The organism is Motiliproteus sp., from assembly GCF_965230735.1.
Classification (GTDB): domain Bacteria; phylum Pseudomonadota; class Gammaproteobacteria; order Pseudomonadales; family Balneatricaceae; genus Motiliproteus.
Genome location: NZ_OZ246016.1, coordinates 2,947,321 through 2,973,401, shown reverse-complemented (window position 1 = coordinate 2,973,401; position 26,081 = coordinate 2,947,321). Strand labels below are relative to the sequence as shown.

Below are 26,081 nucleotides of genomic sequence, written 5' to 3'. Positions count from 1 at the left end.
TGGCAGTAGAATAGTTCAAACCGCTGAGCTTTCCGAGCGCTTTATCTGCCGAGTCGGCAGACGGACGAACACCTTACCTGAGTATGATGGCGTTACTTTTATGGCCCTGTTAAGACTGAATCAAGCGTCGCTGGCTTTTGGCGACAAGCCCTTGTTGGATCACGTGGACTGGGTGGTTCATCCGGGTGAAAGGATCGCGCTTATCGGTCGCAACGGTGAGGGGAAATCAACGCTGCTGAAAGTGATTTGCAGTGCGTTGGCGCTGGATTCAGGCGAACTCTGGAAGGCTCCCGAAACCGTGATCGGGGTACTGGAGCAGGAGCTGCCCGCGGCGGATACTCGAAAGGTCTTCGATGTCGTCGCCGACGGCCTGGCTCATGTTCAGCAACTGCGCAACGAGTACGACGAGCTGGCCACTCAGGCCCATGATGAGGCGGGTCTGCAGCGACTGGAGCGCTTGCAGCATCAGCTAGAAGCTGTTGACGGCTGGCATCTGGAGCAGAAGGTTGAGCGTGTATTGCTGCGCCTGGGGCTGCCGGGGCAGGTGCAGATGCAGGAGTTGTCGGGTGGATGGCGACGCCGGGTGGCACTGGCCCGTGCGTTGGTGACCGAACCCGATATTCTGCTGCTCGACGAGCCGACTAACCATCTGGATATTCATACCATCGGTTGGTTGGAGCAGCAGCTGCTCGAATTTCGCGGCACCCTTATCTTTATCACCCACGATCGAAGCTTCCTGCAGCGGCTGGCGAACCGGATCGTTGAGCTGGACCGGGGGCGGCTGTTTCCGTGGGAGGGGGATTATACCAGCTTCCTGAAATACCGCGACCAGGTGCTGGCCGATGAAGCCCGCCAAAATGCCCTGTTTGATAAAAAGCTGGCGCTGGAAGAGGTTTGGATCCGTCAGGGTATCAAGGCCCGTCGAACCCGAAATGAGGGCCGGGTTCGAGCCTTGAAAGCGATGCGTAATGAGCGAGCCGAGCGGCGTGAGAAGCAAGGCAAGGCCAGCTTCAGCGTCGAGCAGGCCCAGCGTAGCGGTAAACTGGTGGTGGATGCCGAAGCGATCCATTACAGCTATGACGAGCAGCGTATCATCGATGATTTCTCGGTGCGGATCCTGCGTGGTGACCGAATCGGTTTGATCGGTCCCAACGGGGTGGGCAAGACCACCCTGCTGCGACTGCTGCTGGGGCAGTTGCAACCCGATGGTGGCAAATTGGATATCGGCACCAACCTGCAGGTGGCTTACTTCGACCAGTTGCGTGAGCAGCTGGATCCGGAAAAAACCGTTATCGACAACATTGCCGAGGGTCGGGAATTCATCGAGATCAACGGTAAGCGCAAACACCTGATCGGTTACCTGAGCGAATTTCTGTTCCCGCCGGCCCGAACCCGGGCCAAGGTGAAGTCGCTATCCGGCGGAGAGCGAAACCGTCTGCTGCTGGCGCGCCTGTTCAGCAAGCCGGCCAATGTGCTGGTGCTCGACGAACCCACCAATGATCTGGATCTTGAAACCCTGGAACTGCTGGAAGAGATCCTGTCCGAATTCCAAGGCACGGTATTGCTGGTCAGTCACGATCGTGAATTCCTCGACAATGTGGTCACCAGTACGCTGGTGTTCAACGGCGGGGGGAAGATTCGCGAATATATCGGCGGCTATCAGGATTGGTTGCGCCAGGGGGGAGAGCTGATCCAGACCGAGCTTCCCCAGTCGACTCAGGAGAAGCTCGAGCAAAGTACCGCCCAGCCCGAACAGGATTCCGGGATTACGGCGGCGGAATCGAAGAAGACCGAAACCAAATCGGCACCGGCCAAGAAGAAACTCAGTTATAAGCTGCAACGGGAACTGGATCAGTTGCCGGGTCAGATGGAACAACTGGAGGCCGAACTTGAGGCCTTGCAGGAGGAGACCGGGGCTGCCGACTTCTATCAGCAGCCCCATGATAAGGTGGCGCAGCGGCTGGAAGCGCTGCAAACCTGCGAGCAGGCGCTGGAGCAGGCGATGGAGCGCTGGGTCGAACTGGAATCGATGCAGTAACCTCTTAGGCTACGGCGTCATTCAGTCCTGTACCCGTACCGCCAGGACATCGCATTTGGCTCCATGAAGGACGCCGTTAGCGGTTGATCCCAGCAGTAGTGATAAACCGTGTCGACCGTGGCTGCCGACAATAATCAGGTCGGCTTCGATCTCCTTGGCGACTCGGTGGATCTCGCTCTCGGTGTGGCCGGATACCACATGGAGCTGGGCGACCGGCACACCGAGACTGTCGGCGAAGGCTTCCAGTCGCTGTTGGGCATGCTCATCGAGTTGCTCCTGGATGGTGGACAGGTCCATCGGGACATCGCCGCCATAGGCAAAGCTCAGGGGTTCAATCACGTGGATCATGCTCAACCGGGTCTCGCCCTGTTTCGCCAGTGCCACTGCTCGGTCTGCAACCTGTCCGGATTCCTCGGTCAGATCAATCGCCAGCAGGATATGTTGATAGGCCATGGTTGGTCTCCCATTGCATTTCTCTGCCTTTAGCTTAACTCGGATTGTTGACGAAGGCGCTGAAAATCTTGATAAATTTTCAGTTTTCCGTGCTTGCGGCGGGTTGCTTGTCCGCTGCTGCCCGGTCATCGGCGGCAAGGGGTTGATAGGCTGCTTTTAGGCCGCTGCTGGGATCAATCGGCAAACCTTTTTGGCTCAATCCGGGTTAACATAGCCGCTCCCAATTTAAGAGATGTCACCGCCATGAGTTGGCTTGTTATCACCCTGATTTTTCTTGCGATCATCGGCTCGATGATGTGGATGAAGCCGTCGCCGCGTCAGCGTATGCAGGCAGACCTGAGACAGCAGGCGATGCGTTTGGGGTTTCAGGTTCAGATCAGTCGGCTGACCCTGCCGCGGGCACTGGGCGAAGCGTTCGGTGAAGAGCGCAACTGTGTTGCTTACCGATTGCCCCGGCTGGCCCGTCAGCAGGCCAAACCGCCTGAATGGCAGATCTTCCGGCTCGAATCTCATGCCAATGTGGGGCTACCGCAGGGATGGAGCTGGGCCAAGGGCGAGGGCTACCAGAGTGAAGCTGAATTGGCTCGAATCACCGCCCTGATCATCGCACTGCCGGAGACCGTCTACGGTATCGAATCGACGCCGGTTTCCGTCTCTATTTACTGGGATGAATTTGGCACGCCGGAAACCATCGAACAGCTGAAGCAGCAATTGGAACCGCTGCTGACATCCAGCTGCTGACAGAGAATCACTATGAGTACAGCTTCAGCCCCGGCTCCGGGGCTCTATCGTCATTACAAAGGCAATGAATACCGGGTCATTGGAACCGCCGTGCATTCGGAAACCGAGGAACTGTTGGTGGTGTACCAACCCCAGTACGGTGACCGCAAACTATGGGTTAGGCCGCTGGAGATGTTTGTCGAGACGGTTCGGGTCGACGGTGCTGAGGTGTTGCGTTTTGCGCTGATTGAAGCGGACGAAACCAGCGCCCCGTGTTGATCCGCCGTTACTCGGCCTTGTCGTTTTTTCGAGCCTGAGTGCCGAACGGTAACGCTTGGGCAATCAGGTCGTTGACCTGCTCCAGAAGCTCGCGACGCTGCGGATTTTGATGGTGTAGGCGCGAGATGAAGCTCTTGGCCTGCTTGAAGTGGGTTGTCGCTACCGCCGGTTTGTCAGAGTCCAGTAAGCGCTTGCCGATCGTCAGGTGGGTGTCGATCTCGATCTGATAATCGAACCGTTGCAGTTCGTTGCTGAGTTCATCGCACTGTAACGCGGAGAGCGCGCCGATGCTGCGGCGGTGATTGGCAAACCGAATGGCAAAGCGAATCGCCCCATGGGCCTGCTTCATCGCACGTTCGTTTTCCAGATTGAGGGTGCCGCTATCGCCGGCTCCGGCATCGGATTGGCTGCGTAACTGATCCAGCATGCCCGCCTCGGGCTTCAGTCGACTGATCTGCTCCAGCAGGCGTACCACCTCCTGATTCAGCAGCTCTCGGGCAGATTTGGGACAGTCGATCTGATTCAGTATCGACAGCGAATCCAGTACCTTCTCGGCCTCGATCCGTAGCTGTTGCAGCTTGATCGCTCGCTGCAGGGCTCGTTCCTGACGACGATACACCAGATAATTTGCCAGCAGCGCCACCAACAAGATGGTGACCAGGGCAACAACCAGCAGAGGTGCATTTTCCGAGAACATAGCCTTCCGTTATTGACGGGTGGAACAACAGCGCCCCATGGTACTGAAAATGCGATTCCAGCTCTACGGAAAACCGTCGACAAGCCCCATAAGTGACGTAACGGCAGGAGATTTCAGGCCTTAATTGTTAAGTTCAGAACCAATGGATGCTTGACCGGCGTCGGTGCAGGCCTTATATATGACGCTCCTCAGACCCGGCTAGGGTTGTCGGAACCGATTCGGCGGGATTATCTCCATCGATCTATCCATACCGCCTACGGTATCCGACTCAAATATACAGGTATCAGGCTTTTATAGTTCATGGGTAAGTCGTTAGTAATCGTCGAGTCACCGGCCAAGGCCAAGACAATCAACAAGTATCTGGGCAAGGATTTCATCGTCAAATCCAGCGTCGGCCATATACGTGATCTGCCCACCAGTGGCGGTGGGCGTTCAACGGTTGACCCCAAAGCCCGTGCCAAGGCTGCCGCCGAGACCCGAAAGCTGTCGCCCGAACAGCGCGTTATCCATAAAAAGAAGAAAGCCCGCGAACAGTTGATCGGCCGAATGGGGGTTGATCCAGAGAAGGGCTGGAATCCGCGCTACGAAGTGCTGCCCGGCAAGGAGAAGGTGGTCGACGAGCTGAAGCGACTGGCCAAGAATTCCGATCAGATCTATCTCGCGACCGATTTGGACCGCGAGGGGGAAGCGATCGCCTGGCACCTGCTGGAAGCGATCGGCGGTGATCACGATCGTTACAAGCGGGTGGTGTTCAACGAGATCACCAAGAAAGCGATTACCGAGGCGTTCGAGACGCCCGGTGAGCTGGATATGGACCGGGTTAATGCCCAGCAGGCCCGCCGTTTCCTCGATCGGGTGGTGGGTTACATGGTGTCGCCGCTGCTTTGGGCCAAAGTGGCCCGAGGCCTGTCGGCAGGCCGAGTGCAATCGGTTGCAGTCCGTCTGGTGGTGGAGCGTGAGCAGGAGATTCGCGCCTTCGTGCCGGAGGAGTACTGGGAAGTCGATGCACTGGTCAATACCTCCGACAAGCAACCGGTCGCCCTTGAGGTCAGTAAGCACCGCGGTGCCAATTTCCGTCCCGGAAACAAGGCCGATACCGACGCTGCGCTGGCGGAGCTGACCGCCGGCAGCTATCAGGTCAGCGACCGCGAAGATAAGCCGACCCAGAGCAAGCCTTCGGCGCCCTATATCACCTCGACCCTGCAGCAGGCCGCCAGTACGCGGTTGGGCTTCGGGGTCAAGAAAACCATGATGCTGGCCCAGCGGCTCTATGAAGCCGGTCACATCACCTATATGCGTACCGACTCGACCAACCTGAGTGCCGAAGCGGTACAGAGCTGTCGCGATTTTATTCTCGATCGTTACGGCAAAGATTATCTGCCCGAAGCACCGCGCTCCTATAGCTCCAAAGAGGGGGCCCAGGAGGCACACGAGGCGATCCGTCCGTCCGACGTCAATATCAGTGGTTCGATCCTGAAGGACATGGAACGTGATGCACAGCGCCTGTATGAGCTGATCTGGCGCCAGTTTGTCGCCTGCCAGATGCCCAATGCGCGCTTTATCAGCACTCGGATCAAGGTTAGCTGTGGCGATTATGAACTGCGTACCCGCGGTCGGATCATGCAGTTTGACGGCTTCCTGAAAGCCCAGCCCTCGGCCGGTAAGAAGGATGAGGATGTGATCCTGCCGGATCTGCAGAAGGGTGATCCGCTGACGTTGGAAAAACTCGAGCCGGCCCAGCATTTCACCAAGCCGGCACCGCGCTTCAGCGAAGCGGCGTTGGTTAAAGAGCTGGAGAAGCGTGGCATCGGCCGCCCGTCCACCTATGCATCGATCATCTCGACGATTCAGGATCGCGGTTACGTCAAATTGGAAAACCGCCGCTTCTACGCCGAGAAGATGGGCGACATCGTCACCGATCGTCTGGTCGGCAGTTTCTCCGATCTGATGGACTACGGCTTCACCGCCAAGATGGAGGAAGCGCTGGACGACGTGGCCAACGGCCATGCCGACTGGAAGCACCTGCTTGATGACTTCTACCGTGACTTCAACGGCAAGCTGGAGAAGGCCGAGTCGGATGAGGGCGGTATGGCACCGAACAGCCCGACCGAGACCGATATTCCGTGCCCGAAGTGCGAGCGTCCGATGATGATTCGTACCGCCAGCACCGGCGTGTTCCTGGGTTGCTCCGGCTACAGCCTGCCGCCTAAGGAACGTTGTAAAGGCACCCTGAACCTGGTCCATGGGGACGAGGTGATCAGCGTCGACGCCGACGATGAAGCCGAATCGCGTCAGCTGCTGAAGAAGCACCGTTGCAGCAAGTGCGGCACGGCGATGGACAGCTACCTGATCGACGAAACCCGTAAACTGCATGTGTGCGGCAATAACCCGGCCTGTTCCGGCTTTGAGGTCGAGCAGGGTCAGTACAAGATTAAGGGCTACGACGGCCCGGTGATCGAGTGCGATAAATGCGGCGCCGACATGCAGCTTAAGACCGGCCGTTTCGGTAAATACTTCGGCTGTACTTCCGAGAGCTGCAAGAACACCCGCAAGCTGCTGCGCAATGGTGAAGCGGCACCGCCCAAAATGGACCCGGTCCCGATGCCGGAACTGCCCTGCGCCAAGGTGGAGGATCATTACATCCTGCGCGACGGAGCCTCCGGGCTGTTCCTGGCCGCCAGCCAGTTCCCGCGCAACCGTGAGACCCGGGCACCGTTGATCAGCGAGCTGATTCCGCATCAGCAGGCGATCGATCCGAAGTACCACTACCTGATGCAGGCGCCTCAGGCTGACCCGGACGGTGAACCGGCCGTGGTGCGCTACAGTCGCAAGACCAAAGAGCAGTATGTGATGTCAGAGGTAAACGGCAAAGCCACCGGCTGGCGCGCCTATTACCGTGACGGGCGCTGGGTCGAAGAAGACAAGCGCAAAAAGAAAAAGTAAGCCAGGACGGCAGGAGTCCACCATGTCCAATATCTACATCGCGCGCACCAATCAGAAGCTGCTGTTTGCCAAGGTGCATCTGGACCAGTTGAAGCAGGCGGCCGAGTCGACCGGCTGGAATAAACACGCGCAGATCGAATCCTACGAGGAGTCGATTCTGTTCCATCTGGTGTCGGCCTACAGCGCTTACCTGCGCGAGATCGCTGAAGTTTACCGCCTCGACCCGCTGAAGATCTCCACCCGTGACGAGCTGCTCGAGCAGCTGGAGCATAACGGTATGGAAGCGCCGGAGGCGAAAGAGCTGACCGAGCTGGCCGGACGTGACAGCTGGCTGTCGCAAACCCTGAAGGCTTACCGGGCCTGCTGGGTGGCGCAGGATCGGGAGCAGGCCAACCAGTCCGACCATGCCAGCCTGTCGGAGATTCAGGTGGTTCAGGTCAATCCGGACCATTCCAAGGATGGCGAGGTGATCGAGCAGTTGGAAAGCTGGCTCAACAGCCTGCGGGAACTGATCGATCGCCAGCGCGAAAGCCTGAAGGAGTGGTAACCCACAGCATTTGATCGACGATTTCCCAAAGCCCGCTGAACGCGGGCTTTTTTATGTTCGCCGTTTGCCGAGCCTGCGCCGATCAACAGGGGTAGGGGTTGCTCGATGACACAAAAAAGCCCCGCATGGCGGGGCTTGGTGAGTCTGCTGCAGGCCGGCTTGGCCTGCTGTTGACCCGTTAGACGAAGGCCATGACAGCCAGCAGACCGACGACGCTCAGCACGATGGTGTAAGGCAGCGCCATCACGACCATCCGCATGTAGGACAGACGTACCAGCGGGGCGATCGCCGAGGTCAGCAGGAACAGGAACGCAGCCTGACCGTTCGGGGTTGCAACCGACGGCAGGTTGGTACCGGTGTTGATCGCAATGGCCAGCGATTCGAAGTGTTCCCGGGTAATAGAGCCGGCAGCGTGGGCGGCGGCGACTTCGTTGATATAAACAGTGGCAACGAACACGTTGTCACTGATCGCCGACAGGATGCCGTTGGCGATAAAGAACATCGCCGGCTGGACGCCCAGGTCCATCGCCAGAACCGATTCGATGATCGGCTGGAACAGGTGCTGGTCGTGGATCACCGAGACCACGGCGAAGAACACCACCAGCAGCGCGGTGAAGGGCAGGGCCTCTTCGAACGCCTTGCCGATCTGGTGCTCTTCGGTAACACCGTTAAAGCTGGTGGCCAGGATGATAACCGCCAGACCGATAAAGCCGACTTCGGCCAGGTGGAAGGCCAGGCCGATCACCAGTACCGCAGCACAGAAGAACTGGACATAGAGCTGAGCCCGGTCACGCTTGGTCAGCTTGGCTTCCTGTTGTTCATCGAAGTGCTTCAGGATATTGAACACGTTCTCCGGAATCTGAGCGCCGTAGCCGAACAGTTTCTTCTTCTCGACAACGACCACGGTGAGCAGGCCGCAGATCAGTACCGGAATGGAGATCGGCGCGACCTTGACGAAGAAGTCGACAAAGTTCCAGCCCATCTTGGCGCCGATCAACAGGTTTTGCGGCTCGCCCACCAGGGTTGCTACACCGCCCAGCGCGGTACCGACGGCACCGTGCATCAGCAGGCTGCGCAGGAAGGCACGGAAGTCATCCAGCTCCTTGCGGTGATCGTCGTGCAGGTGATCATCGGTGGAGTGGTCGTGCTTGTGGTTCTTGTCGTGGTCATGGCCGTGGGAGGCGACTTTGTGGTAAACCGCGTAGAAGCCCACACCGGCACTGATCAGAACCGCGGTTACGGTCAGAGCGTCGAGGAAAGCCGACAGGACCGCACCCATAAAGGAGAACAGCAGCGACAGTTTGATCTTGTCACGGACATTCAGCAGGATCTTGGTGAAAACGTACAGCAGCATCCCTTTCAGGAAGTAGATACCGGCCACCATAAACATCAGCAGCAGGATAACCGGCAGGTTCTGTTCGACCTCATGCAGCAAGGTGTGCGGATTGGTCAGCCCAATCACCAGCGCCTCGATGGCCAGTAGACCGCCAGGTTGCAGCGGGTAGCACTTGAGTGCCATGGCCAGGGTGAAAATAAATTCGAAGATCAGGATCCAGCCGGTCGCAACAGGACCAACGACCAGTAGCAGAATCGGGTTGATAACCAAGAAGGCGATAATCGCCTGCTTGTACCACATCGGCGAATTTCCAAGGAAATTCCGCACGAAAGCTTGAGAATAAGTGCCTTTCATTCTTGCTTCCTACACCATTGTGAGTGAGAGGGTAGCGACTACCGAACAGCCAAAACGAGGACGCAGGCGATGACTCGCATCCGGTGTCATCGGTGCGTCAGGCGACGTTCAGAGGTTGCTGCGTTGTTATCGTAGGCCGACAGTTTGGCTAGGCGCGGGCCGGCATCTCAGTTGCCGAAGCGCCCAATTTGGCGGCGCCACATCATAACAATTTTCGCAACTGCGAAGAAACTTAAAAACCTGATATAGGTCCAGAAATACGACCAATTATGTTGGGATTTTGCGCAAACGCGTTAGCTTCAATTGCGCTATCACAATCGATGACTAATCTTACCCGTATCAACGGGAATCAAGCCGAGTCCGGCGGGAGGACGGGATGAAGATCGAGGTGGTTGAGGGGGATATCACCCTTCTCGACGTTGACGCGATCATCAATGCGGCCAACAACAGTTTGCTGGGTGGTGGCGGCGTCGACGGGGCGATTCATAAGGCGGCCGGGCCGGAGCTTTTGACTGAATGCCGAACCCTGGGCGGCTGCCCGACCGGTGAGGCCAAAATCACCGCCGGCTATCGCCTGCCTGCTCGGTATGTCATTCATACCGTGGGGCCTATCTGGCACGGCGGTCAGCAGAGTGAGCCGGAATTGCTGGCGCGTTGCTATCAAAATTCCTTGGCGCTGACGGCCGAGCATCAACTCCGTTCGGTGGCGTTTCCGGCGATCAGTTGCGGGGTGTACGGTTATCCGCCGGCGCCGGCGGTGCGCATTGCGGTCAGCACCGTACGACGTGCCGCACCGGTGACGTTGGAGCAGGTGCTGTTCTGTTGTTTTAGTCAGGAGCTGGCCCAGTTGTACCGGCAGGCCCTGGCCGAAAGCTGACTCGGATCGTTAGCGGTCAGGATCAACACAGCGTCGCCGATAGGCTTCGCTTTGCATCTCGATCAGACGGCTGCGGGTTCGCTCGAACGGTTCGATCAGTATGCCGCCCGGGTACAGCTGATCAATTTCAACGTCGGCGGCCGCCAACAGTAAAACCGCACGATCGTAGAGCTCGTCGATCAGGGCGATAAAGCGTCGGGTTCGGTCGTCGTTTGTGCCGGGGAAGCGGCGACGGTTGGTCGCACTGGCCGGTCTATCCTCGGTTCCCTGAACCACCCAGTGGGTTTCGGTGCTGCCGCTCAGGTCGGGGATATGGCTGAGCAGAATGATTTTGAAGCGTTCGGCCAGTGCCATATAGTCGTTGGCGCTTCGCGGCCCCTCGCAGAGCGCATCGAAACGGAACCAGGCCGCCTGCTCGTTATGTTGGACGCATGGGATTGCCCGGCCTTCGATCGTCAATGGCACTCCTTGCACGACGGGGGAACCAGCCAATTCATCAAAGCGCTGCTGAAGCTGTGATCGATCCGGATTGAGCAGGAATAGATCGGCGTTGTCGAGCTGTCGGCGGCGATGATCCTGACCACCGTCGAGGTGGAGAATCCGGCAATGCTGCTTCAACACATCGATCGCCGGCAGAAACCGCTGTCGCTGCAGTCCATCAGCATAGAGCTGATCCGGATGCTGGTTGGAGGTGGCCACCAGCACCGTGCCGCGTTGAAACAACTGTGTCATCAGCCGTCCCAGCAGCATCGCATCGCCGATATCATTAACAAAGAACTCGTCGAAACAGAGTACCCGGGTGTCGGCACTGATCTGTGTGGCAATGCTGGCCAGGGGATCCGGCTGGCCGGAGAGTGCAGTCAGTTGCTGATGGACCCGGCGCATAAAGTGATGGAAGTGCAGGCGTTGGAAGTGGCTGTCCGGCAGTTGTTGACAGAACAGATCCATCAACAGTGTCTTGCCGCGACCGACCGGGCCGTAAAGCCAGATTCCTCGAGGAGGGACTGATGGGGCGAGGCGTCGCCTGAAACTAAGCCGGTGCGGGCGCTGCTGAAGATGATCGATCAGCGTCTGCAGCGGCTCCAGGCAGGCCAGTTGAGCCGGGTCGGCATCGAGCTGTTGTCGCCGGCTCAAAGCCCGATATCGGGCGTGAAGATCGCCCATAATGGCGCAGGATCAGTTCGGTTTGAAGTCGTCAACGCTTTGAACAGTGCGGGTTTCGACATCCTCCTCTTCCGGGATATCGAAATCTTCAACCTCCTGCCAGGCTTCACCCGGTATCCGCTCCCAGACGGCACCCGGCTTGCTTTTGAGAAGCTCTTCCAGTGACGGATCCATCTGGATCAGGGTCTCAACCGGGTAGGGCTGCATGTTCTTTTTGTCGGCCAGTTCTTCCGGGGTCTCATAGCCGGAATACATCCGCCAGCCGGTATCGCGCAGATCGGCCGGAACGGTTTTGTACATAAAGCGGACCGGGCAGGGCTTCTCCCCCACCAGCAGTTTGGAAACCAGTGCCAGAAAAGGCTTGGGGGCATCGGTCAGGATTGAATCGGTCATAATCGCGAAGTTCTACTTGGTTGAAAGTTCTGTTCGGTTGAGGTGGTTGTCTGTGGGCTAATAATACCGGATGCAGTGAATGAGGTGCTATGGGGTGAAGGTAGTGGTTAGTCGTATTTCGGCCGGCTGGTATCCGGTTGAACGGCAAAGGGTTGCCGGTACCCGATTCATTCAGGGGCGCTGACTCAGGCTCTGATGATTCGAGTTATAGGCGCGGCCGGTCAAACCGGGGCTTTCCCAGTAAGGGGGGCTGTTTTGGCTTCAAACTTGCTGTGAAATACCGGTTAACTTCTAGCATGGAGCTACAGATGTCGATCCCGAGTCAGTTCTCAACGGTAAACCTTGCTCAACCCGGTTTGAGCCAGAAGTCGGTCAGCCTGCTGCAAAGACGGGGCCTGTCAGCGGTGCAGGTGGATCAGTTTGAAGCCCTGCTGGTATCGGCAAATCAGAAGCTGAGTGCCGACCAGACCGCGAAGCAGGTGTTGGCGGGGTTTTCAGCCGATCAAATAAAATTGCTGCAGCAGGCCACCAGCTTGGCCGATCCGATCCGGATCGACTCGCTGAGCGATGAGGGAGCGATCAACCTATTAGCGCAGCCGGACAAGACCGGTATGGTGGATCTGAATAATGACGGTGTGGTGGAGATCGGTAAAGCCAAGACGCTGGCCTATCCGCCGCTGAATGCCCCGGCAGGTGTGCATCAGGCCTGGGAAAAGGCTACGGCGAATCTTTCCGAAGCCGATGTGATGATGCTGCAATTCCATATGGCCACCGCCAACGGTATCGAACTGGGCACTCATCTTCCCAAACCATCGGGCTTGAGCCCGGAGCAGGAGTGGTCAACCGCGGGTTGGCAGTCACTGTTGGAAAAGATGCGCTCAGCGCTGGATTTTTCGGTGTCGATGGATGGCTGGACACGGACTCATCGAGTTCAGCAGGATTTTTACAACCGCTTTGAACAAGAATTGGCGTCAATGAGTCCGCAGAAATCGAATTCGCAACCGACCTGAGCGCATCTAGAGAGGCGATCGGGCGATCCTCTGTCACAGCCTCTGTCACAGCCTCCGGTTATTTCTTTTCCCATCTGGACCAGGGGTTGAAAGTCTGATCGCTGCTCTGGGGCTTGGTTTTCGGCTTCGGCTTCGGTTCAGATGCGTTCGCGTGCTCAGAGGGTTTGTCTTCGGTACTTTTACTGAAGGGGCTCTGGCGCCGTTGTTGCGGCTTCTTACGGCTCTGGTAACCCGCGTTCTTGTTCCAGCTGGCGGCCTTGTCGCGCTTCTTTTGATTCAAATGGGCGGCGTCCTCCAGGCTCAATTCGGCCGGTTCACCCGGTAGTTGGCCATCGGGGATGATCCGTTCTCTCGGCGGGAGCTTGAACTGAGTTGAGCTGGCTCTGGGCAGGTTCTTGAACTGGTACAGATAGAAGGTTTCCACCTTTTCCCGCGCCCAGTCGGTCTTCTTCAAGAACTTAACGCTGGAGGCGACACTGGGGTTGGTGCGGAAGCAGTTGATATTGAGGTAGGCATAGAGAATCTCAAAGCCATAGTGATCAACGAGTTCGGTGACCAGGGCTTTCAGTCCGAGGCCGTGGAGCGGGTTGTTGCGGTAGTTGATCTCGTCGTTCATGGATAGCCTGCTTGGTGGGGGAATGGCGCGAAAAAAAACCGGGCCTGAGCCCGGTTTTCTATGGCTGGATCGAATTAGCCCTGCAGGGCTTTCTTGATCCGGCTGATCGCTTCTTCCAGTACTTTCATGCTGGTAGCGAAAGACAGACGCATCTGGCCGGGAGAACCGAAGGCGGAACCCGGTACCAGGGCAACGCCGGCTTCGTTCAACAGGAACTCGGCCAGGGCGATGTCGTCTTCGAACTCCGGACGGGAGTCGATCACCTGCTGGAAGCTCGGGAACGCATAGAAGGTGCCGTCGGCCGGGATGCAATCGACCCCGTCGATCTCGTTCAGGGCTTCGACCACGAAGTCGTGGCGCTGCTTGAACGCAACCAGCATCTCCTTGACGCAATCCTGAGAACCTTCCAGGGCAGTCTGGGCGGCAACCTGGGAGATCGAGGTCGGGTTAGAAGTCGACTGGGACTGGACCTTCTTCATCGCCTTGATCAGGGTTTCCGGTCCGGCCGCATAGCCGATCCGCCAGCCGGTCATCGAGTAGGCTTTGGAGACGCCGTTCAGCACGATGGTGCGGTCGTACAGTTCCGGGCAGGCCATCAGAATGTTGCAGAACGGCTCGTCGCTCCAGAGGATGTGCTCGTACATGTCATCGGTGGCAACCAGCACGTTGGGGTGCTTCTTCAGCACTTCACCCAGTGCTTCCAGCTCGGCACGGGAGTAGGCCACACCGGTGGGGTTGGACGGGCTGTTCAGTACCACCAGCTTGGTCTTCGGCGTGATCGCCATCTCCAGCTGTTCCGGAGTCAGCTTGAAACGCTGCTCTTGGGAGGTGCGAACGATGACCGGCACACCATCGGAAACGGCGACCATGTCCGGGTAGGAAACCCAATACGGGGCCGGGATGATCACTTCGTCGCCCGGGTTGATCAGCGCCAGCGACAGGTTGAAGAAGCTCTGCTTACCACCGCAGGAAACCAGAATCTGGGTCGGCTGGTACTCCAGGCCGTTGTCGTTCTTCAGCTTGTTGATAATGGCGTGCTTAAGCGCCGGGGTGCCGTCCACGGCGGTGTACTTGGTGAAGCCTTCGTTGAGGGCTTCAATAGCTGCGTTTTTAATGTGATCCGGGGTGTCGAAATCGGGCTCGCCCGCGCCCAAGCCAATAATGTCTTTGCCGGCTGCGCGCAGTTCGGCGGCACGGTTGGTAACCGCCAGCGTGGGGGAAGGCTTGATGTTGTTAACCCGATCGGAAAGTTGCAGGTCCAAGTTGGTGTCCTCTCAAATGAGCTGATCATAAATGTCGGTTTTCTCGACATCGTGCTCCGAAAACTCAACCGTTCCGGAGCGCCGAAAAAAAGCCGTATAATTGTACAGATTCACTCCGGCTCAGGAAACCGTATGCCCAGTTTATTTGAGGTCAATTCGCGCTTTGACCCCGCCGGCGATCAGCCGGTCGCCATCGCCCAGCTTTCCGAAGGCATCAATGCCGGTCTGGCCGCCCAAACCCTGTTGGGTGTGACCGGCTCCGGCAAGACTTTCACCATCGCCAATCTGGTCGCGCAACAGCAGCGTCCAACGATCGTGCTGGCCCCGAACAAGACCCTGGCGGCGCAGCTGTACGGCGAGTTTCGCGAGTTTTTCCCCAAGAATGCGGTGGAGTACTTCGTCTCCTACTACGACTACTACCAGCCCGAAGCCTATGTGCCGGCGTCGGACACCTATATCGAGAAGGACTCGTCGGTGAACGAGCATATCGAGCAGATGCGGTTGTCGGCCACCAAGGCGTTGTTGGAGCGCCCCGATGCGATCATCGTCGCTACGGTCTCATCGATCTACGGTCTGGGGGACCCGAAGTCCTACCTGAAGATGATGATGCACCTGGACCGGGGCGATCGGGTCGATCAACGAACCATTCTGCGACGCCTGGCCGAATTGCAGTACACCCGCAACGATGTTGAGCTGCATCGCGCCACCTATCGGGCCCGCGGTGACGTGATCGATATCTTCCCGGCTGAGTCCGAGCGTGATGCGATCCGGGTCGAGCTGTTTGACGACGAGATCGAACAGCTCAGTTACTTCGATCCGCTGACCGGCGAGACGCTGCGCAAGGTGCCGCGAGTGACGGTCTATCCTAAGTCACACTATGTCACCCCGCGTGAAGTGCTGCTGGAGGCGGTCGAGAAAATCAAGGTCGAACTCAAGGAACGGTTGGAGCGGTTGCGCGAGAACAACAAGCTGCTGGAAGCCCAGCGGTTGGAACAACGGACTCAGTTCGACATCGAGATGATCCTGGAGCTGGGTTACTGCACCGGGATCGAAAACTACTCCCGCTACCTCTCGGGGCGTGAAGCCGGTCAGCCCCCGCCCACGTTGTTTGAATACCTACCCGAAGGGGCCTTGCTGGTGATCGATGAGTCCCACGTCACCATTCCGCAACTTGGAGCCATGTACAAGGGTGACCGCTCCCGTAAGGAGACGCTGGTGGAGTACGGTTTCCGGCTGCCGTCGGCGCTGGACAACCGACCGCTGCGATTCGAAGAGTGGGAGCAACTGGCGCCCCAGGCGGTTTATGTCTCAGCCACGCCGGGAAACTACGAGGCCGAGCATGCTGGTCAGGTGGTCGAGCAGGTGGTTCGTCCGACTGGCCTGGTGGATCCGGAGATCGAAGTGCGGCCCGCCACCACCCAGGTGGATGACCTGCTTAGCCAGATCAACCAACGGGTGGAACGGGGCGAACGGATACTGGTCACCACGCTGACTAAACGGATGGCGGAGGATCTGACCGAGTACCTCGATGAACACGGGGTTCGGGTGCGCTACCTGCACTCGGATATCGACACGGTGGAACGGGTTGAGATCATCCGGGATCTGCGGATCGGCGAGTTCGATGTACTGATCGGGATCAATCTGCTGCGCGAAGGGCTGGATATGCCGGAGGTGTCGCTGGTGGCGATCCTGGATGCCGACAAGGAAGGCTTTCTGCGCTCGGACCGCTCACTGATCCAGACCATCGGTCGGGCGGCGCGGAACCTCAACGGTAAGGCGATCCTCTACGCCGACCGGGTCACCGGTTCGATGCAGCGGGCGATCGACGAAACCGAACGCCGACGGGCCAAGCAGCTGGCCTTCAACGAAGCCAACGGGATCGTGCCCAAGAGTGTCAGCAAATCGATCGCCGACATTATGGAAGGCGCCCGGGTGCCCGGTAAGAAAGCGGCCAAGAGCAGCCGCAAGGTGGCCGAGCCCAAAGCTGATTACAGCACCGATCCCCAAGCGATGTCGCCGAAGGAGCTCAGCCGGGCGATCACCAAGCTGGAAGATCAGATGTACGAGGCTTCCAAGAACCTGGAGTTTGAACAGGCCGCCTATTTCCGCGATGAGTTGCAGAAATTGAAACAACACGCATTGGTCGGCTGAGGGGTTGCGACTAAAAGTCGGATTGTTAGGGCTTCGTCGCTGCTGCTACCCTTAGCACGGCTTAACCAAGCGGATTCGACCGGCTTCGGTTACTGTTATCAGCAGCAGGGCCGGATCGGCAATCCGGCCCTGCTTTGCTCACATCAAGGGGGCAGCTCTTTTGATCTTCCTTCGCCGGAGAGCGAGTCAACAACGCCAGTGCTACGAGAACACCTGCAGTAGGTAGGACCCCGCCGGAAGCGGGAAGTAGGGAATCGATGTTCGATGATGTAGAAGATTTTACGTTTATCCATGATCAGATGGCCGATGCTGTTTATCTGATCGATCCCGCCAGCTCGAACATTATCTGGGTTAACCGAGCCGGCCATGAAGACCTGTTAATGGAAAAGCACGAAGTGCTGAACCATTCGGTGCTTAGTCTGCAGAAACATGTGACCGAAAACGGTCAATGGCAGGCGATCGCGAATGTGATCCGCGCCGAGAAGCGTTACACCTTCAACGGTCACCACTGCCGTAAGGATGGTTCCGAATTTCCGGTGGAGGTGAACACCACCGTCTTTAGCCACCGAAATCAGGAATTCTTTCTGTCTGTCGCCCGCGATATCAGCAGTCGACGAGCTTACGAGTCCAGGGACAAGGGGCGTGAGGCCCAGATCCTGACCGCCATCGATGCCAGCAGCGATGGGCTTTGGGATTGGGAGATAGAGAACGGGGCGGTCTACTTCAGCCCGTCATTGAAGCGGATGCTCGGATACGGTCCGGATGAAATGCCGCCGGTGGTCGATACCTGGAAAGACAATATCCACCCCAGCGATCAGCAGCGGGTGTTGCGGATCATGGGGGAGCACCTGAACGGGCAACGGGAGCGCTATGCGGCGACCTATCGTTTGCGCAACCGTAACGGTCATTACCTCTGGGTTCATGATACCGGCTGTATCTCCGAATACGATGAGGATCTCAAACCGGTACGGGCAACCGGCATCGTAACCGATGTGACCCGTCAAAAATTGCTGGAGCAACGCCTGCAGGAACTGGCGGCTTACGATGAACTGACCGGTCTACGCAATCGCCGTGAGTGCCGTCGCGTGTTTGACAGCCAGCTGCACCTGGCTGGGCGTCATCAGCAGCCGTTGAGCCTGGCCCTGATCGATCTGGATTTCTTTAAATCCGTGAATGATCAGCTCGGCCATGTCGGGGGTGACTATGTGCTGAAGACGGTGGCGAAACTGCTGGAAGAGCGGATACGGCGCTCGGACTTCCTGTTCCGCTGGGGCGGGGAAGAGTTTCTGTTGTTGAGCCCGCAGACCGAACAGTCAGCGATGGTCGAGCTCTGTGCGCAGCTGAGGCTGGCGCTGGAATCGCATCAGTTCTGCTATGAGCAGCAGAGCCTGTCACTGACCGCAAGTTTTGGTATCGCCACCTATCCGACCAGTGGCTCGGAAACCGGTGAGCTGATGTTGGCGATGGATACCGAACTCTACCGGGCCAAATCCCAGGGACGAAATCAGGTCTGCTACCCGGATAAGTGCCAGCACAGCTAAAAAACACCGTCTGCTCCGTTGCGGCCCGTCGTTAGGCCGAGCGATATGATCCCCTCGATCGCGCTGCGAAAAAAAGCCCTGCCAGCCGCTCCTCAAGGCTGACAGGGAAGGCCTACGATAGGATTCTCACGCAGGGATCAGGCGGCGCCTTGACCGTCCAGTTCATCCACAGCCCGTTGACGTAGCAGGAAGCGCTGCAGCTTACCGCTGGGCGTTTTCGGCAGTTCTTTGACAAACTCGATCTCGCGCGGGAAAGAGTGGGTCGACAGACGGTTGCGAACGTACTGCTGCAGCTCTTCCACTAGCGCATCATTAGGCTCATCCTGCTCCCGGATCACCGCATAGGCCTTGACGATCGAGCCGCGCTTTTCGCAGGGTTTGGCCACCACGGCGCTTTCGATAACCGCCGGGTGTTCCAGTAGGGTGCTTTCGACGTCGGCCGGGCCGATCCGGTAACCGGCGGAGGTGATGATGTCGTCATCGCGACCGGTGTAGGAGTGGGAACCGTCGGCATTGCGGATCACCATATCGCCGGTCAGGTAGTAGTTGCCGTGGTACGGCTTCTTGTCGGAGAAGCTGTAACCCATAAAGAAGAACTGCGGTGACTGGCTGACGTCGACCGCCAGCTGGCCGGTTTGGCCCGGTTCGACTTCGTTGAACTCGTCATCCAGTGCCACCAGGCGGTAGCCGGGCATCGGGAAGCCCATGCAGGCGACATGCTCTTCGTGGTCCAGCGCGTGATAGTTACAGGCGGTCATGCCTGTTTCGGTCTGACCGTAGTGATCACGAACCGGGCAGCTGAACACGCGATCCATCCAGTTGGCGACTTCCGGGTTCAACGGCTCGCCGGCGCTGCTGGCGACGCGCAGGTTGATGTTGTAGTCGGCACGCTGGGCTTCGTTGGCCATCAACAGGCGGTAGGCGGTCGGCGCCGCCGCTAGGTTGGTGATCTCGAACTCCTGCATAAAGGCGTAGGTGTTGTCGGCGGTGAAACCGTGCTCGTTGAAGTGGGTGGTGCAACCCAGCAGCAGCGGGCCGACAACGGCGTAGTAGAGACCGTAAGCCCAACCCGGATCGGCTACGTTCCAGTAGTTGTCCTCGTCACGCAGGCCGATCGCCAGCTCCATATAGGTCCAGAACGAGACCAACGCCTTGGCCGGAACTGCAACGCCCTTGGATTTGCCGGTGGTGCCGGAGGTGAACATCTGCAGGAAGGGCTCGTCCCGGCCTATCAGGACTGGTTCGAACTGATCGTCCTGGCTGTCGACGGCCTGTTGCCACAGCAGGTCGGATTCCGAAGCACAGGCCTCAGAACTGTCGGCCACCAGCATGGTCTTGGGCAGGTCTTTGACGTCGGCCAGCTTGGGCCACTGCTCGGGGTTGGTGATGATCAGCTTGGAGCCGGCGCAGTTGAGGCGGTACTCGATCGCACCGGAACCGAACGCGGTGAACAGCGGCTGATAAACACCGCCGGCACGCAGGGTTCCCAGTACCGCGATCAGCAGCTCAGGGGTCCGGGGCAGCAGGCAGGCAACCCGGTCGCCTTTTCCGATGCCCTGATTTTTGAGCATGTTGGCGAACTGGGCCGAACGGCGCTGCAGCTCGGCGAAGCTCAGCTCGCCCTTGCTGCCGTCGATACGCTGGTAGCGCAGCGCGGCCTTGTCCGGGTTCTGCTGGGCGTGGCGGTCACAGCTCTCGACGCAGACGTTGATGCCGGGTGCTTCGCTCAACTGGCCGCTGAACTGCGACTCGATCATCTGCGGGGTGAATTTGGCGATATAGTCCTGATAAGTTTGCTCAGTCATAACCTTACCTATTGTTTTAATTCTCTAATTCATTGAATTCTGTAAAGTCGATCAGCTATCAAGACCCAGCTCATCGATGGTGATCTCACGCATCTTGAACTTCTGGATCTTGCCGGTGACGGTCATCGGGAAGGCATCGGTGAACTTGATGTAACGTGGCACCTTGAAGTGGGAGATCTTGTCCTTGCAGTAGTCTCGCAGCTCCTGCTCGGTCAGATCCGCCTCGGGCTTGAGGATGATCCAGGCCACCAGCTCTTCGCCGTACTTTTTGTCCGGTACGCCGGTAACCTGGGCGTCGGAGATCGCCGGGTGGGTGTAGAGGAACTCCTCGATTTCGCGGGGATAGATGTTTTCACCACCGCGGATCACCATGTCCTTGCTGCGGCCGATGATGCTGATGTAACCCTCGTCGTCCATGGTTGCCAGGTCGCCGGTGTGCATCCAACCGGCACTGTCGATCGCGTTCAGGGTCGCTTCTTCGTTATTCCAGTAGCCCAGCATGACGCTGTAGCCCCGGGTGCAGAGCTCGCCGATCTCGCCGCGGGGGACGATCTTGCCCAGGGAGTCGATGATCTTGGATTCCAGATGGGGCTGAGTCCGGCCGACGGTGCTGACGCGCTTGTCGATCGGGTCTTCGGCGCCGGTCTGGGTGCTGACCGGGCTGGTCTCGGTCATACCGTAGGCGATCTGCACCTCTTTCATGTGCAGCTGCTCGATCACCTGCTTCATCACCTCCACCGGGCAGGTGGCGCCGGCCATGACGCCGGTGCGCAATGAGTCGAGGTTGTAATCGGCAAAGGTCGGGTGCTCCAGTACCGCGATAAACATGGTCGGTACCCCGTACAGCGCAGTGGCACGCTCTTCAGCGACGGCCTTGAGGACTGAATCGGGCTCGAAGGCTTCACTCGGGTAGATCATCGTGGCGCCGTGGCTGACGCAGCCCAGGTTACCCATCACCATGCCGAAGCAGTGGTACAGCGGTACCGGGATCACAAGACGGTCTTGATCGGTGAATCGCTGGCTCTCGGTAACGAAGAAACCGTTGTTGAGAATGTTGTGGTGACTGAGGGTGGCACCCTTCGGGAAACCGGTGGTGCCGGAGGTGTACTGGATGTTGATCGGATCATCGAACTGCAGTTCGCTCTGACGCTCCTGCAGGGCATCAACGGAGGTGTTGTCGGCCTGGTCCAGCATCTGCTGCCAGCTCATGAAACCGGCGGCGGGTTTGTCGGACAGGGTAATCACGCCGTTCAGGTGCGGCAGTGCCGGGGTGATCAGCTTGCCGGGTTCGGACTGGGCCAGTTCGGGGACCAGCTTGTTGAGCATGGCGGTGTAGTTGGAGCTCTTGAACTGGTCTGCCGCGATCAGGTAGCGACACTCGGACTGGTTCAGTGCGTATTCCAGCTCGTGTAGACGGTAGGCCGGGTTGATGTTCACCAGCACGGCGCCGATCTTGGCGGTGGCGAACTGGGTGACGCACCACTGGGCGTTATTGGGTGACCAGATACCGACGCGATCGCCTTTTTCGACGCCGATCGCCATCAGTGCACGGGCGCAACGCTCGACCTGCTGTTGCAGTTCGCGGTAGCTCCAGCGAATGCCCTGATGCATCGACACCAGGGCATCGTTGGTGGCGTATTCGCTGGCGATCCGGTCGAACAGATCGCCGATGGTTTCACCGATCAGCGGGGTGCTGCTGGTGGCACTGGTATAGCTGGAGTTAGGAGCAGAAGGGGAAGTAGGCGCGTTCATTCGCAGGACCTCCGAAATATTATGGTTATTTTGTTGTTTGGGACTGCCGAGCCTCGGCTCGAGGCGCCGCGGGCAGGTCGCGGTACTGGCTGTGATACTCGGGGTTGGGAACCATTTCGGTGGCGCCAGCCAACCGGTTGGTCATGTTGTAAAAACCGGTGAGGGAGGCGATATCCCAGATCTCGGTATCGCTGAAACCGGCATCGCGCAGAGCTTGGCGGTCGGCTTCTGTGGTTTGATCCGGATGGCGGGTCAGCTGATCGGCAAAATCGAGCATGGCCCGGTGGCGAGTGCTCAACTCAGCGGCGCGATAATTCATCACCAACTGCTCGCCCAGAATGGGGTTTTCGCTGTACTGCCGAACCGCTGCACCGTGGGCGGTCAGGCAGTAGTAACAGTGGTTGGCGGAGGAGACGACCACAGCGATCATCTCCCGCTCCAATGCACTCAGTCCGGATTCACCCAACATCAGACAGTTGTAGAGTTGGGCGAAGGCATCGAACTGCGGCAGGTTGTGGCTGTAAGCGGCCAGTACGTTCGGCACCATGCCAAGCTTTTCCTGACAGATCCCCAGATATCGTGCGGTGGTATCGGGCAGCTGTTCCAGGGTCGGAACCGGCAGGTCCAGAGCGGTAGGTTTCGAATTAATCATACTGACCTCGCTTAACCGTTGAATGCCAACTTTGATTAGAAGTTACGCTTGACCAGCTTTTGCAGCTCGCCGACCAGACCGTTACGGAAGGCCAGTACACAGATCACGAACACCACACCCATGATTACGTGGATGTAGTTGCCCAGCGGGCCAGCGGCCAGGGCGTTTTGCAGCGTAACGATGGTGCCAGCGCCCAGTACCGGGCCCCAGATGGTGCCCATGCCACCCAACAGCGTCATCAGTACCACCTCACCGGACATGAACCAGTGCACGTCGGTCAGCGAGGCCAACTGGAATACCAGTGCTTTGGTGGAGCCGGCCAGACCAGCTAGGGTGGCAGAGATCACGAAACACAGCAGCTTGTACTGGTTGACCTTGTAGCCCAGCGAGATCGCACGGGGCTCGTTCTCGCGGATCGCCTTCATCACCTGGCCGAACGGGCTGTGGATGGTGCGGTAGATCAGCGCAAAGCCACCGATGAAGACTGCCAGCACGAAGTAGTACATCACCAGGTTGTCGGACAGATCAATCACCCCGAACAGCTTGCCGCGGGGGATCCCCTGGATGCCGTCCTCACCGCCGGTGAACGGGGCTTGCAGGTAGAAGAAGAAGGCCAGCTGCGCCAGGGCCAGGGTAACCATCGCGAAGTAGATCCCTTCACGCTTAACCGCCAGCTTGCCGTAGACGAAACCGATGGCGGCGGAGACTGCAACGCCGGCCAGAATGGCCACTTCTGGCGTCAAGCCCTCGACGGAGAGCATCAGGTAACCGGTGATGTAGGAACCACTACCCAGGAACACGGCGTGGCCGAAGGAGAGCAGTCCGGAGAAGCCCAGCAGCAGGTTGAAGGCACAAGCAAACAGGGCGAAACAGAGGACTTTCATCAGAAAGACCGGGTAGAGGACCAGCGGCGCAACCAACGCCAGTCCCAGCAGAATCAGATTGAGCTTCTTATTGTTCATTTTCGATACCACCAATTGTTCAATATCGTGACGACTGGATAAATCAAAGTCGGTTCGGACAACGGCTGAGTGGGCGTTCAACGAGGTTGAGGTTGCTACCCAGCCTGTCCCTTGCAGGTTTCAGGCCCGATCGATCAGGCTTCTTTGCCGAACAGTCCGGCCGGCTTGGTCAACAGCACCAGAACCATGACCAGGAAGATGACGGTGTTAGAGGCTTCCGGGTAGAAGTACTTGGTCAGGCCTTCGACCACACCCATGCCCAGGCCGGTGGCAATCGCGCCGCCGATGGAGCCCATGCCGCCGATAACCACGATGGCGAACACGACGATCAGGATGTTGGAACCCATCTCGGGGGAGACCGAGTAAACCGGGGCGGCCAGAACACCAGCGAAACCAGCCAGCGCAACACCGAAGCCATAGGTCAGGGTAACGATCAGCGGAACGTTGATACCGAAGGCCTGCATCAGTTGCGGGTTTTCAGTGCCGGCACGCAGGTAGGCGCCCAGCTTGGTTTTTTCAATCAGCAGCCAGGTACCCAGGCAGACCGCCAGTGAGATAACGATGATCCAGGCGCGGTAGGTCGGCAGGTACATGAAGGGCAGGCGGAAGCCCCCTTTGAGCTCGTCCGGGATCGCGTAGGGCAGACCGGAAGAACCGTACCAGTGGGTGAACAGGCCCTGCAGCACCAGCGCGACACCAAAGGTCAGCAGCAGGCTGTAGAGGTGATCTTCATTGGCAATCGGACGAATCAGGAAGCGTTCGCACAGGATACCGATGGCGCCAACGGCCAGTGGGACCAGGAACAGTGCCCACCAGTAGCTAATACCAAGATAGTTGAGACCCATCCAGGCGCCGAAGGCACCCAGCATATAGAGCGCACCCTGGGAAAAGTTGATGACCTTCAACAGACCGAAGATGATCGCCAAGCCCAGCGCGAGCAGAGCGTAAAAGGAGCCGTTAATGAGCCCGATCAGCAGCTGGCCGAAGAGGGCGAACAGGTTGATATCAAACATAAACTCACCTGACCTGATTGCAGTGGCCGATCCTCGGCCGCTGTCTCCGACGGGTTGGGTGCTGGCGCGAGTTGTTGGGATTGCGCAGCGGTTTCCCGTCTGTTGTTATTACCAGCCGTCAACAGGACGACTGTGGGAAATTCGGTGACGGCGCCGGTCGGTTAGACCGACGCCGTGGTACTGCTGAGGTGCTTAGCTCTCCAGAGCGAACTTGCAGCCACCCTCTTCGAGCTTCAAGAAGGCTTCATCGCCCGGGATAACCTGCTCGATCGCAAAGATGTCGTTGCCATCGCGACGCTCATCAGCGTTCTTGATCCGAACCTGCAGCATGTCGTGAACCATGCGGCCGTCCTTACGCAGGTAACCATTGCGAGAGAAGAAGTCTTCAACCGGCATCTCTTTCATCTTGGCCATGACGGCTTTCGACTCGTCGGTGCCAGCAGCTTCTACCGCTTTCAGGTAGTGCATGGTGGAGGAGTAGGCGCCTGCATGCGGCATTGCCGGAATCTTGCCATCCATGCGAGCCATGTAGCGCTTGGACCACTCGCGGGTCTGGTCATCCATATCCCAGTAGAAACCGGTAGTCAGTTTCATACCGCCGGCAACGGCCGGATCCAGCGCCTGAGCGTTGGGGGTGAATACCAGCAGACCAGCCACGTCGACCATGTCGGTCACACCAAACTCGGCCGCGGTCTTCAGGGCGTTAACCATATCGGTACCGGCGTTAGCCAGCGCGATTACGTCAGCACCAGAAGACTGTGCCTGCAGGATGTAGGAAGAGAAGTCAGTGGTACCCAGCGGAGCACGAACGCCGCCGACCACTTCACCGCCGTTGTTGTTGATGACGCCGGTCGCAACTTTTTCTAGTGCGTGACCGAAAGCGTAGTCAGCGGTGACGAAGAACCACTTCTTCTTGCCGCTTTGTACCATCGGCTTCACAGTACCGTTAGCCAGAGATACTACGTCGTAGGTCCAGTGGGCGTTGAACGGAGAGCAGGCCTTGGTGGTGAATGCGTGGCTGGCGGAAGCCGCGATCAGGGTGATCTTTTCTTTGGAACTCATAAACTTGGTAACCGCGCCGGTTACCGAGCTGGCGACAGCGCCGTTGATCACGTCAACGTTCTCTTCTTCTACCCACTTACGGGCGATAACAGAACCAACGTCTGGCTTGTTCTGGTCGTCAGCGTGAACAACTTCAATTTTCTTACCCAGTACTTTGCCGCCGAAATCTTCGACTGCCATCTTGACCGCTTCAACACTGCCCTGGCCGGAGATGTCGGCGTAGACGCCGCTCATGTCGCCAAGTACACCGATCTTGACCACGTCATCGGATACATTGGCGGCTTGCGCGGTGCTGCCGGCGGCAACCATGGCACTGATCAGTAGAGTTTTACGCATTACGTTCATGGATTTCTCCCATCTTCTTGTTGTAGTACGACGTCGTACGAGTTTTTTACTGCGGTTTTTCAGGTGGATTGTCGCCGTAGGCGGCTTACTGCCTGAGGATTCAACCCTA

General features: G+C 58.2%; 22 protein-coding genes. 9 read left to right on the top strand and 13 right to left on the bottom strand.

The features are described 5' to 3' along the window. Window positions 1-100 precede the first annotated feature (100 nt). A complete protein-coding gene (locus ACO05M_RS13640; protein WP_421863882.1) occupies window positions 101-2,038 on the top strand; it encodes an ATP-binding cassette domain-containing protein in 1,938 nt (645 codons plus the stop codon). A gap of 21 nt (window positions 2,039-2,059) precedes the next feature. Here the strand turns inward: ACO05M_RS13640 and ACO05M_RS13635 are convergent, their stop codons facing one another. Then, the gene (locus ACO05M_RS13635; RefSeq protein ID WP_421863879.1) at window positions 2,060-2,491 is read right to left on the bottom strand and encodes a universal stress protein; all 432 of its coding nucleotides are present in this window, start codon (window positions 2,489-2,491) and stop codon (window positions 2,060-2,062) included. 243 nt (window positions 2,492-2,734) lie between these two features. Here ACO05M_RS13635 and ACO05M_RS13630 point away from each other — a divergent pair, with 243 nt between their 5' ends. Both ACO05M_RS13630 and ACO05M_RS13625 read left to right on the top strand, forming a co-directional pair. Beyond that, window positions 2,735-3,232 carry a hypothetical protein gene (locus ACO05M_RS13630; RefSeq protein ID WP_421863876.1) on the top strand — a complete coding sequence of 166 codons (498 nt, stop codon included), beginning with the start codon at window positions 2,735-2,737 and terminating at the stop codon, window positions 3,230-3,232. A gap of 12 nt (window positions 3,233-3,244) precedes the next feature. Beyond that, window positions 3,245-3,490, top strand: a complete 246-nt coding sequence (locus tag ACO05M_RS13625; protein WP_421863873.1) for a DUF1653 domain-containing protein — start codon at window positions 3,245-3,247, stop codon at window positions 3,488-3,490. A 7-nt stretch (window positions 3,491-3,497) separates the two neighbouring features. Here ACO05M_RS13625 and ACO05M_RS13620 read toward each other — a convergent pair whose 3' ends face one another. Continuing rightward, window positions 3,498-4,187, bottom strand: a complete 690-nt coding sequence (locus ACO05M_RS13620; RefSeq protein ID WP_421863870.1) for a hypothetical protein — start codon at window positions 4,185-4,187, stop codon at window positions 3,498-3,500. A gap of 300 nt (window positions 4,188-4,487) precedes the next feature. Between ACO05M_RS13620 and topA the strand changes: the two genes are divergently transcribed. Both topA and ACO05M_RS13610 read left to right on the top strand, forming a co-directional pair. Further along, window positions 4,488-7,130 carry a type I DNA topoisomerase gene (topA, locus tag ACO05M_RS13615; protein ID WP_421863867.1) on the top strand — a complete coding sequence of 881 codons (2,643 nt, stop codon included), beginning with the start codon at window positions 4,488-4,490 and terminating at the stop codon, window positions 7,128-7,130. Window positions 7,131-7,152: 22 nt separating this feature from the next. Continuing rightward, window positions 7,153-7,677, top strand: a complete 525-nt coding sequence (locus tag ACO05M_RS13610; RefSeq protein WP_421863865.1) for a DUF6586 family protein — start codon at window positions 7,153-7,155, stop codon at window positions 7,675-7,677. A 178-nt stretch (window positions 7,678-7,855) separates the two neighbouring features. On the opposite strand, the gene nhaB is transcribed toward ACO05M_RS13610, so the two are convergent. Continuing rightward, window positions 7,856-9,367: a sodium/proton antiporter NhaB gene (gene nhaB, locus ACO05M_RS13605; RefSeq protein ID WP_421863862.1), complete on the bottom strand. Its 1,512-nt coding sequence runs from the start codon at window positions 9,365-9,367 to the stop codon at window positions 7,856-7,858. Between the two features lie 376 nt (window positions 9,368-9,743). Here nhaB and ACO05M_RS13600 point away from each other — a divergent pair, with 376 nt between their 5' ends. Beyond that, the gene (locus ACO05M_RS13600; RefSeq protein ID WP_421863859.1) at window positions 9,744-10,244 is read left to right on the top strand and encodes an O-acetyl-ADP-ribose deacetylase; all 501 of its coding nucleotides are present in this window, start codon (window positions 9,744-9,746) and stop codon (window positions 10,242-10,244) included. Between the two features lie 9 nt (window positions 10,245-10,253). Here ACO05M_RS13600 and zapE read toward each other — a convergent pair whose 3' ends face one another. Beyond that, window positions 10,254-11,408 carry a cell division protein ZapE gene (zapE, locus tag ACO05M_RS13595; protein WP_421863856.1) on the bottom strand — a complete coding sequence of 385 codons (1,155 nt, stop codon included), beginning with the start codon at window positions 11,406-11,408 and terminating at the stop codon, window positions 10,254-10,256. Window positions 11,409-11,420: 12 nt separating this feature from the next. After that, window positions 11,421-11,801, bottom strand: coding sequence for an immunity protein Imm33 domain-containing protein (locus tag ACO05M_RS13590; RefSeq protein WP_421863853.1), 381 nt, complete (start codon window positions 11,799-11,801; stop codon window positions 11,421-11,423). 308 nt (window positions 11,802-12,109) lie between these two features. Between ACO05M_RS13590 and ACO05M_RS13585 the strand changes: the two genes are divergently transcribed. Next, on the top strand, window positions 12,110-12,811 hold the full coding sequence (locus ACO05M_RS13585) for a hypothetical protein (protein WP_421863850.1): 702 nt from the start codon (window positions 12,110-12,112) through the stop codon (window positions 12,809-12,811). 58 nt (window positions 12,812-12,869) lie between these two features. On the opposite strand, the gene ACO05M_RS13580 is transcribed toward ACO05M_RS13585, so the two are convergent. Both ACO05M_RS13580 and ACO05M_RS13575 read right to left on the bottom strand, forming a co-directional pair. Next, window positions 12,870-13,427 (bottom strand): VF530 family DNA-binding protein, encoded by a 558-nt coding sequence (locus tag ACO05M_RS13580; RefSeq protein ID WP_421863847.1) that lies wholly within the window; start codon window positions 13,425-13,427, stop codon window positions 12,870-12,872. Between the two features lie 74 nt (window positions 13,428-13,501). Continuing rightward, window positions 13,502-14,689, bottom strand: coding sequence for a pyridoxal phosphate-dependent aminotransferase (locus tag ACO05M_RS13575; RefSeq protein ID WP_421863843.1), 1,188 nt, complete (start codon window positions 14,687-14,689; stop codon window positions 13,502-13,504). Between the two features lie 132 nt (window positions 14,690-14,821). On the opposite strand from ACO05M_RS13575, the gene uvrB reads away from it, so the two are divergent. Continuing rightward, the gene (gene uvrB, locus ACO05M_RS13570) at window positions 14,822-16,840 is read left to right on the top strand and encodes an excinuclease ABC subunit UvrB (protein WP_421863840.1); all 2,019 of its coding nucleotides are present in this window, start codon (window positions 14,822-14,824) and stop codon (window positions 16,838-16,840) included. A 257-nt stretch (window positions 16,841-17,097) separates the two neighbouring features. Continuing rightward, window positions 17,098-18,381, top strand: coding sequence for a sensor domain-containing diguanylate cyclase (locus ACO05M_RS13565; protein ID WP_421863837.1), 1,284 nt, complete (start codon window positions 17,098-17,100; stop codon window positions 18,379-18,381). Between the two features lie 137 nt (window positions 18,382-18,518). Here ACO05M_RS13565 and ACO05M_RS13560 read toward each other — a convergent pair whose 3' ends face one another. The 6 genes from ACO05M_RS13560 to ACO05M_RS13535 all read right to left on the bottom strand — a co-directional run bounded on the left by ACO05M_RS13560 (window position 18,519) and on the right by ACO05M_RS13535 (window position 25,972). Next, window positions 18,519-20,186, bottom strand: a complete 1,668-nt coding sequence (locus ACO05M_RS13560; RefSeq protein ID WP_421863835.1) for an AMP-binding protein — start codon at window positions 20,184-20,186, stop codon at window positions 18,519-18,521. A gap of 51 nt (window positions 20,187-20,237) precedes the next feature. After that, window positions 20,238-21,938 carry an AMP-binding protein gene (locus tag ACO05M_RS13555; protein WP_421863833.1) on the bottom strand — a complete coding sequence of 567 codons (1,701 nt, stop codon included), beginning with the start codon at window positions 21,936-21,938 and terminating at the stop codon, window positions 20,238-20,240. A gap of 25 nt (window positions 21,939-21,963) precedes the next feature. Beyond that, window positions 21,964-22,590 (bottom strand): peroxidase-related enzyme, encoded by a 627-nt coding sequence (locus ACO05M_RS13550; protein WP_421863831.1) that lies wholly within the window; start codon window positions 22,588-22,590, stop codon window positions 21,964-21,966. Window positions 22,591-22,625: 35 nt separating this feature from the next. Then, entirely contained in the window at window positions 22,626-23,552 is a 927-nt protein-coding gene (locus ACO05M_RS13545; RefSeq protein ID WP_114693922.1) for a branched-chain amino acid ABC transporter permease, read from the bottom strand. Between the two features lie 134 nt (window positions 23,553-23,686). After that, window positions 23,687-24,565: a branched-chain amino acid ABC transporter permease gene (locus ACO05M_RS13540; protein ID WP_421863828.1), complete on the bottom strand. Its 879-nt coding sequence runs from the start codon at window positions 24,563-24,565 to the stop codon at window positions 23,687-23,689. Between the two features lie 192 nt (window positions 24,566-24,757). After that, a complete protein-coding gene (locus tag ACO05M_RS13535; protein ID WP_421863826.1) occupies window positions 24,758-25,972 on the bottom strand; it encodes an ABC transporter substrate-binding protein in 1,215 nt (404 codons plus the stop codon). Window positions 25,973-26,081 lie beyond the last annotated feature (109 nt).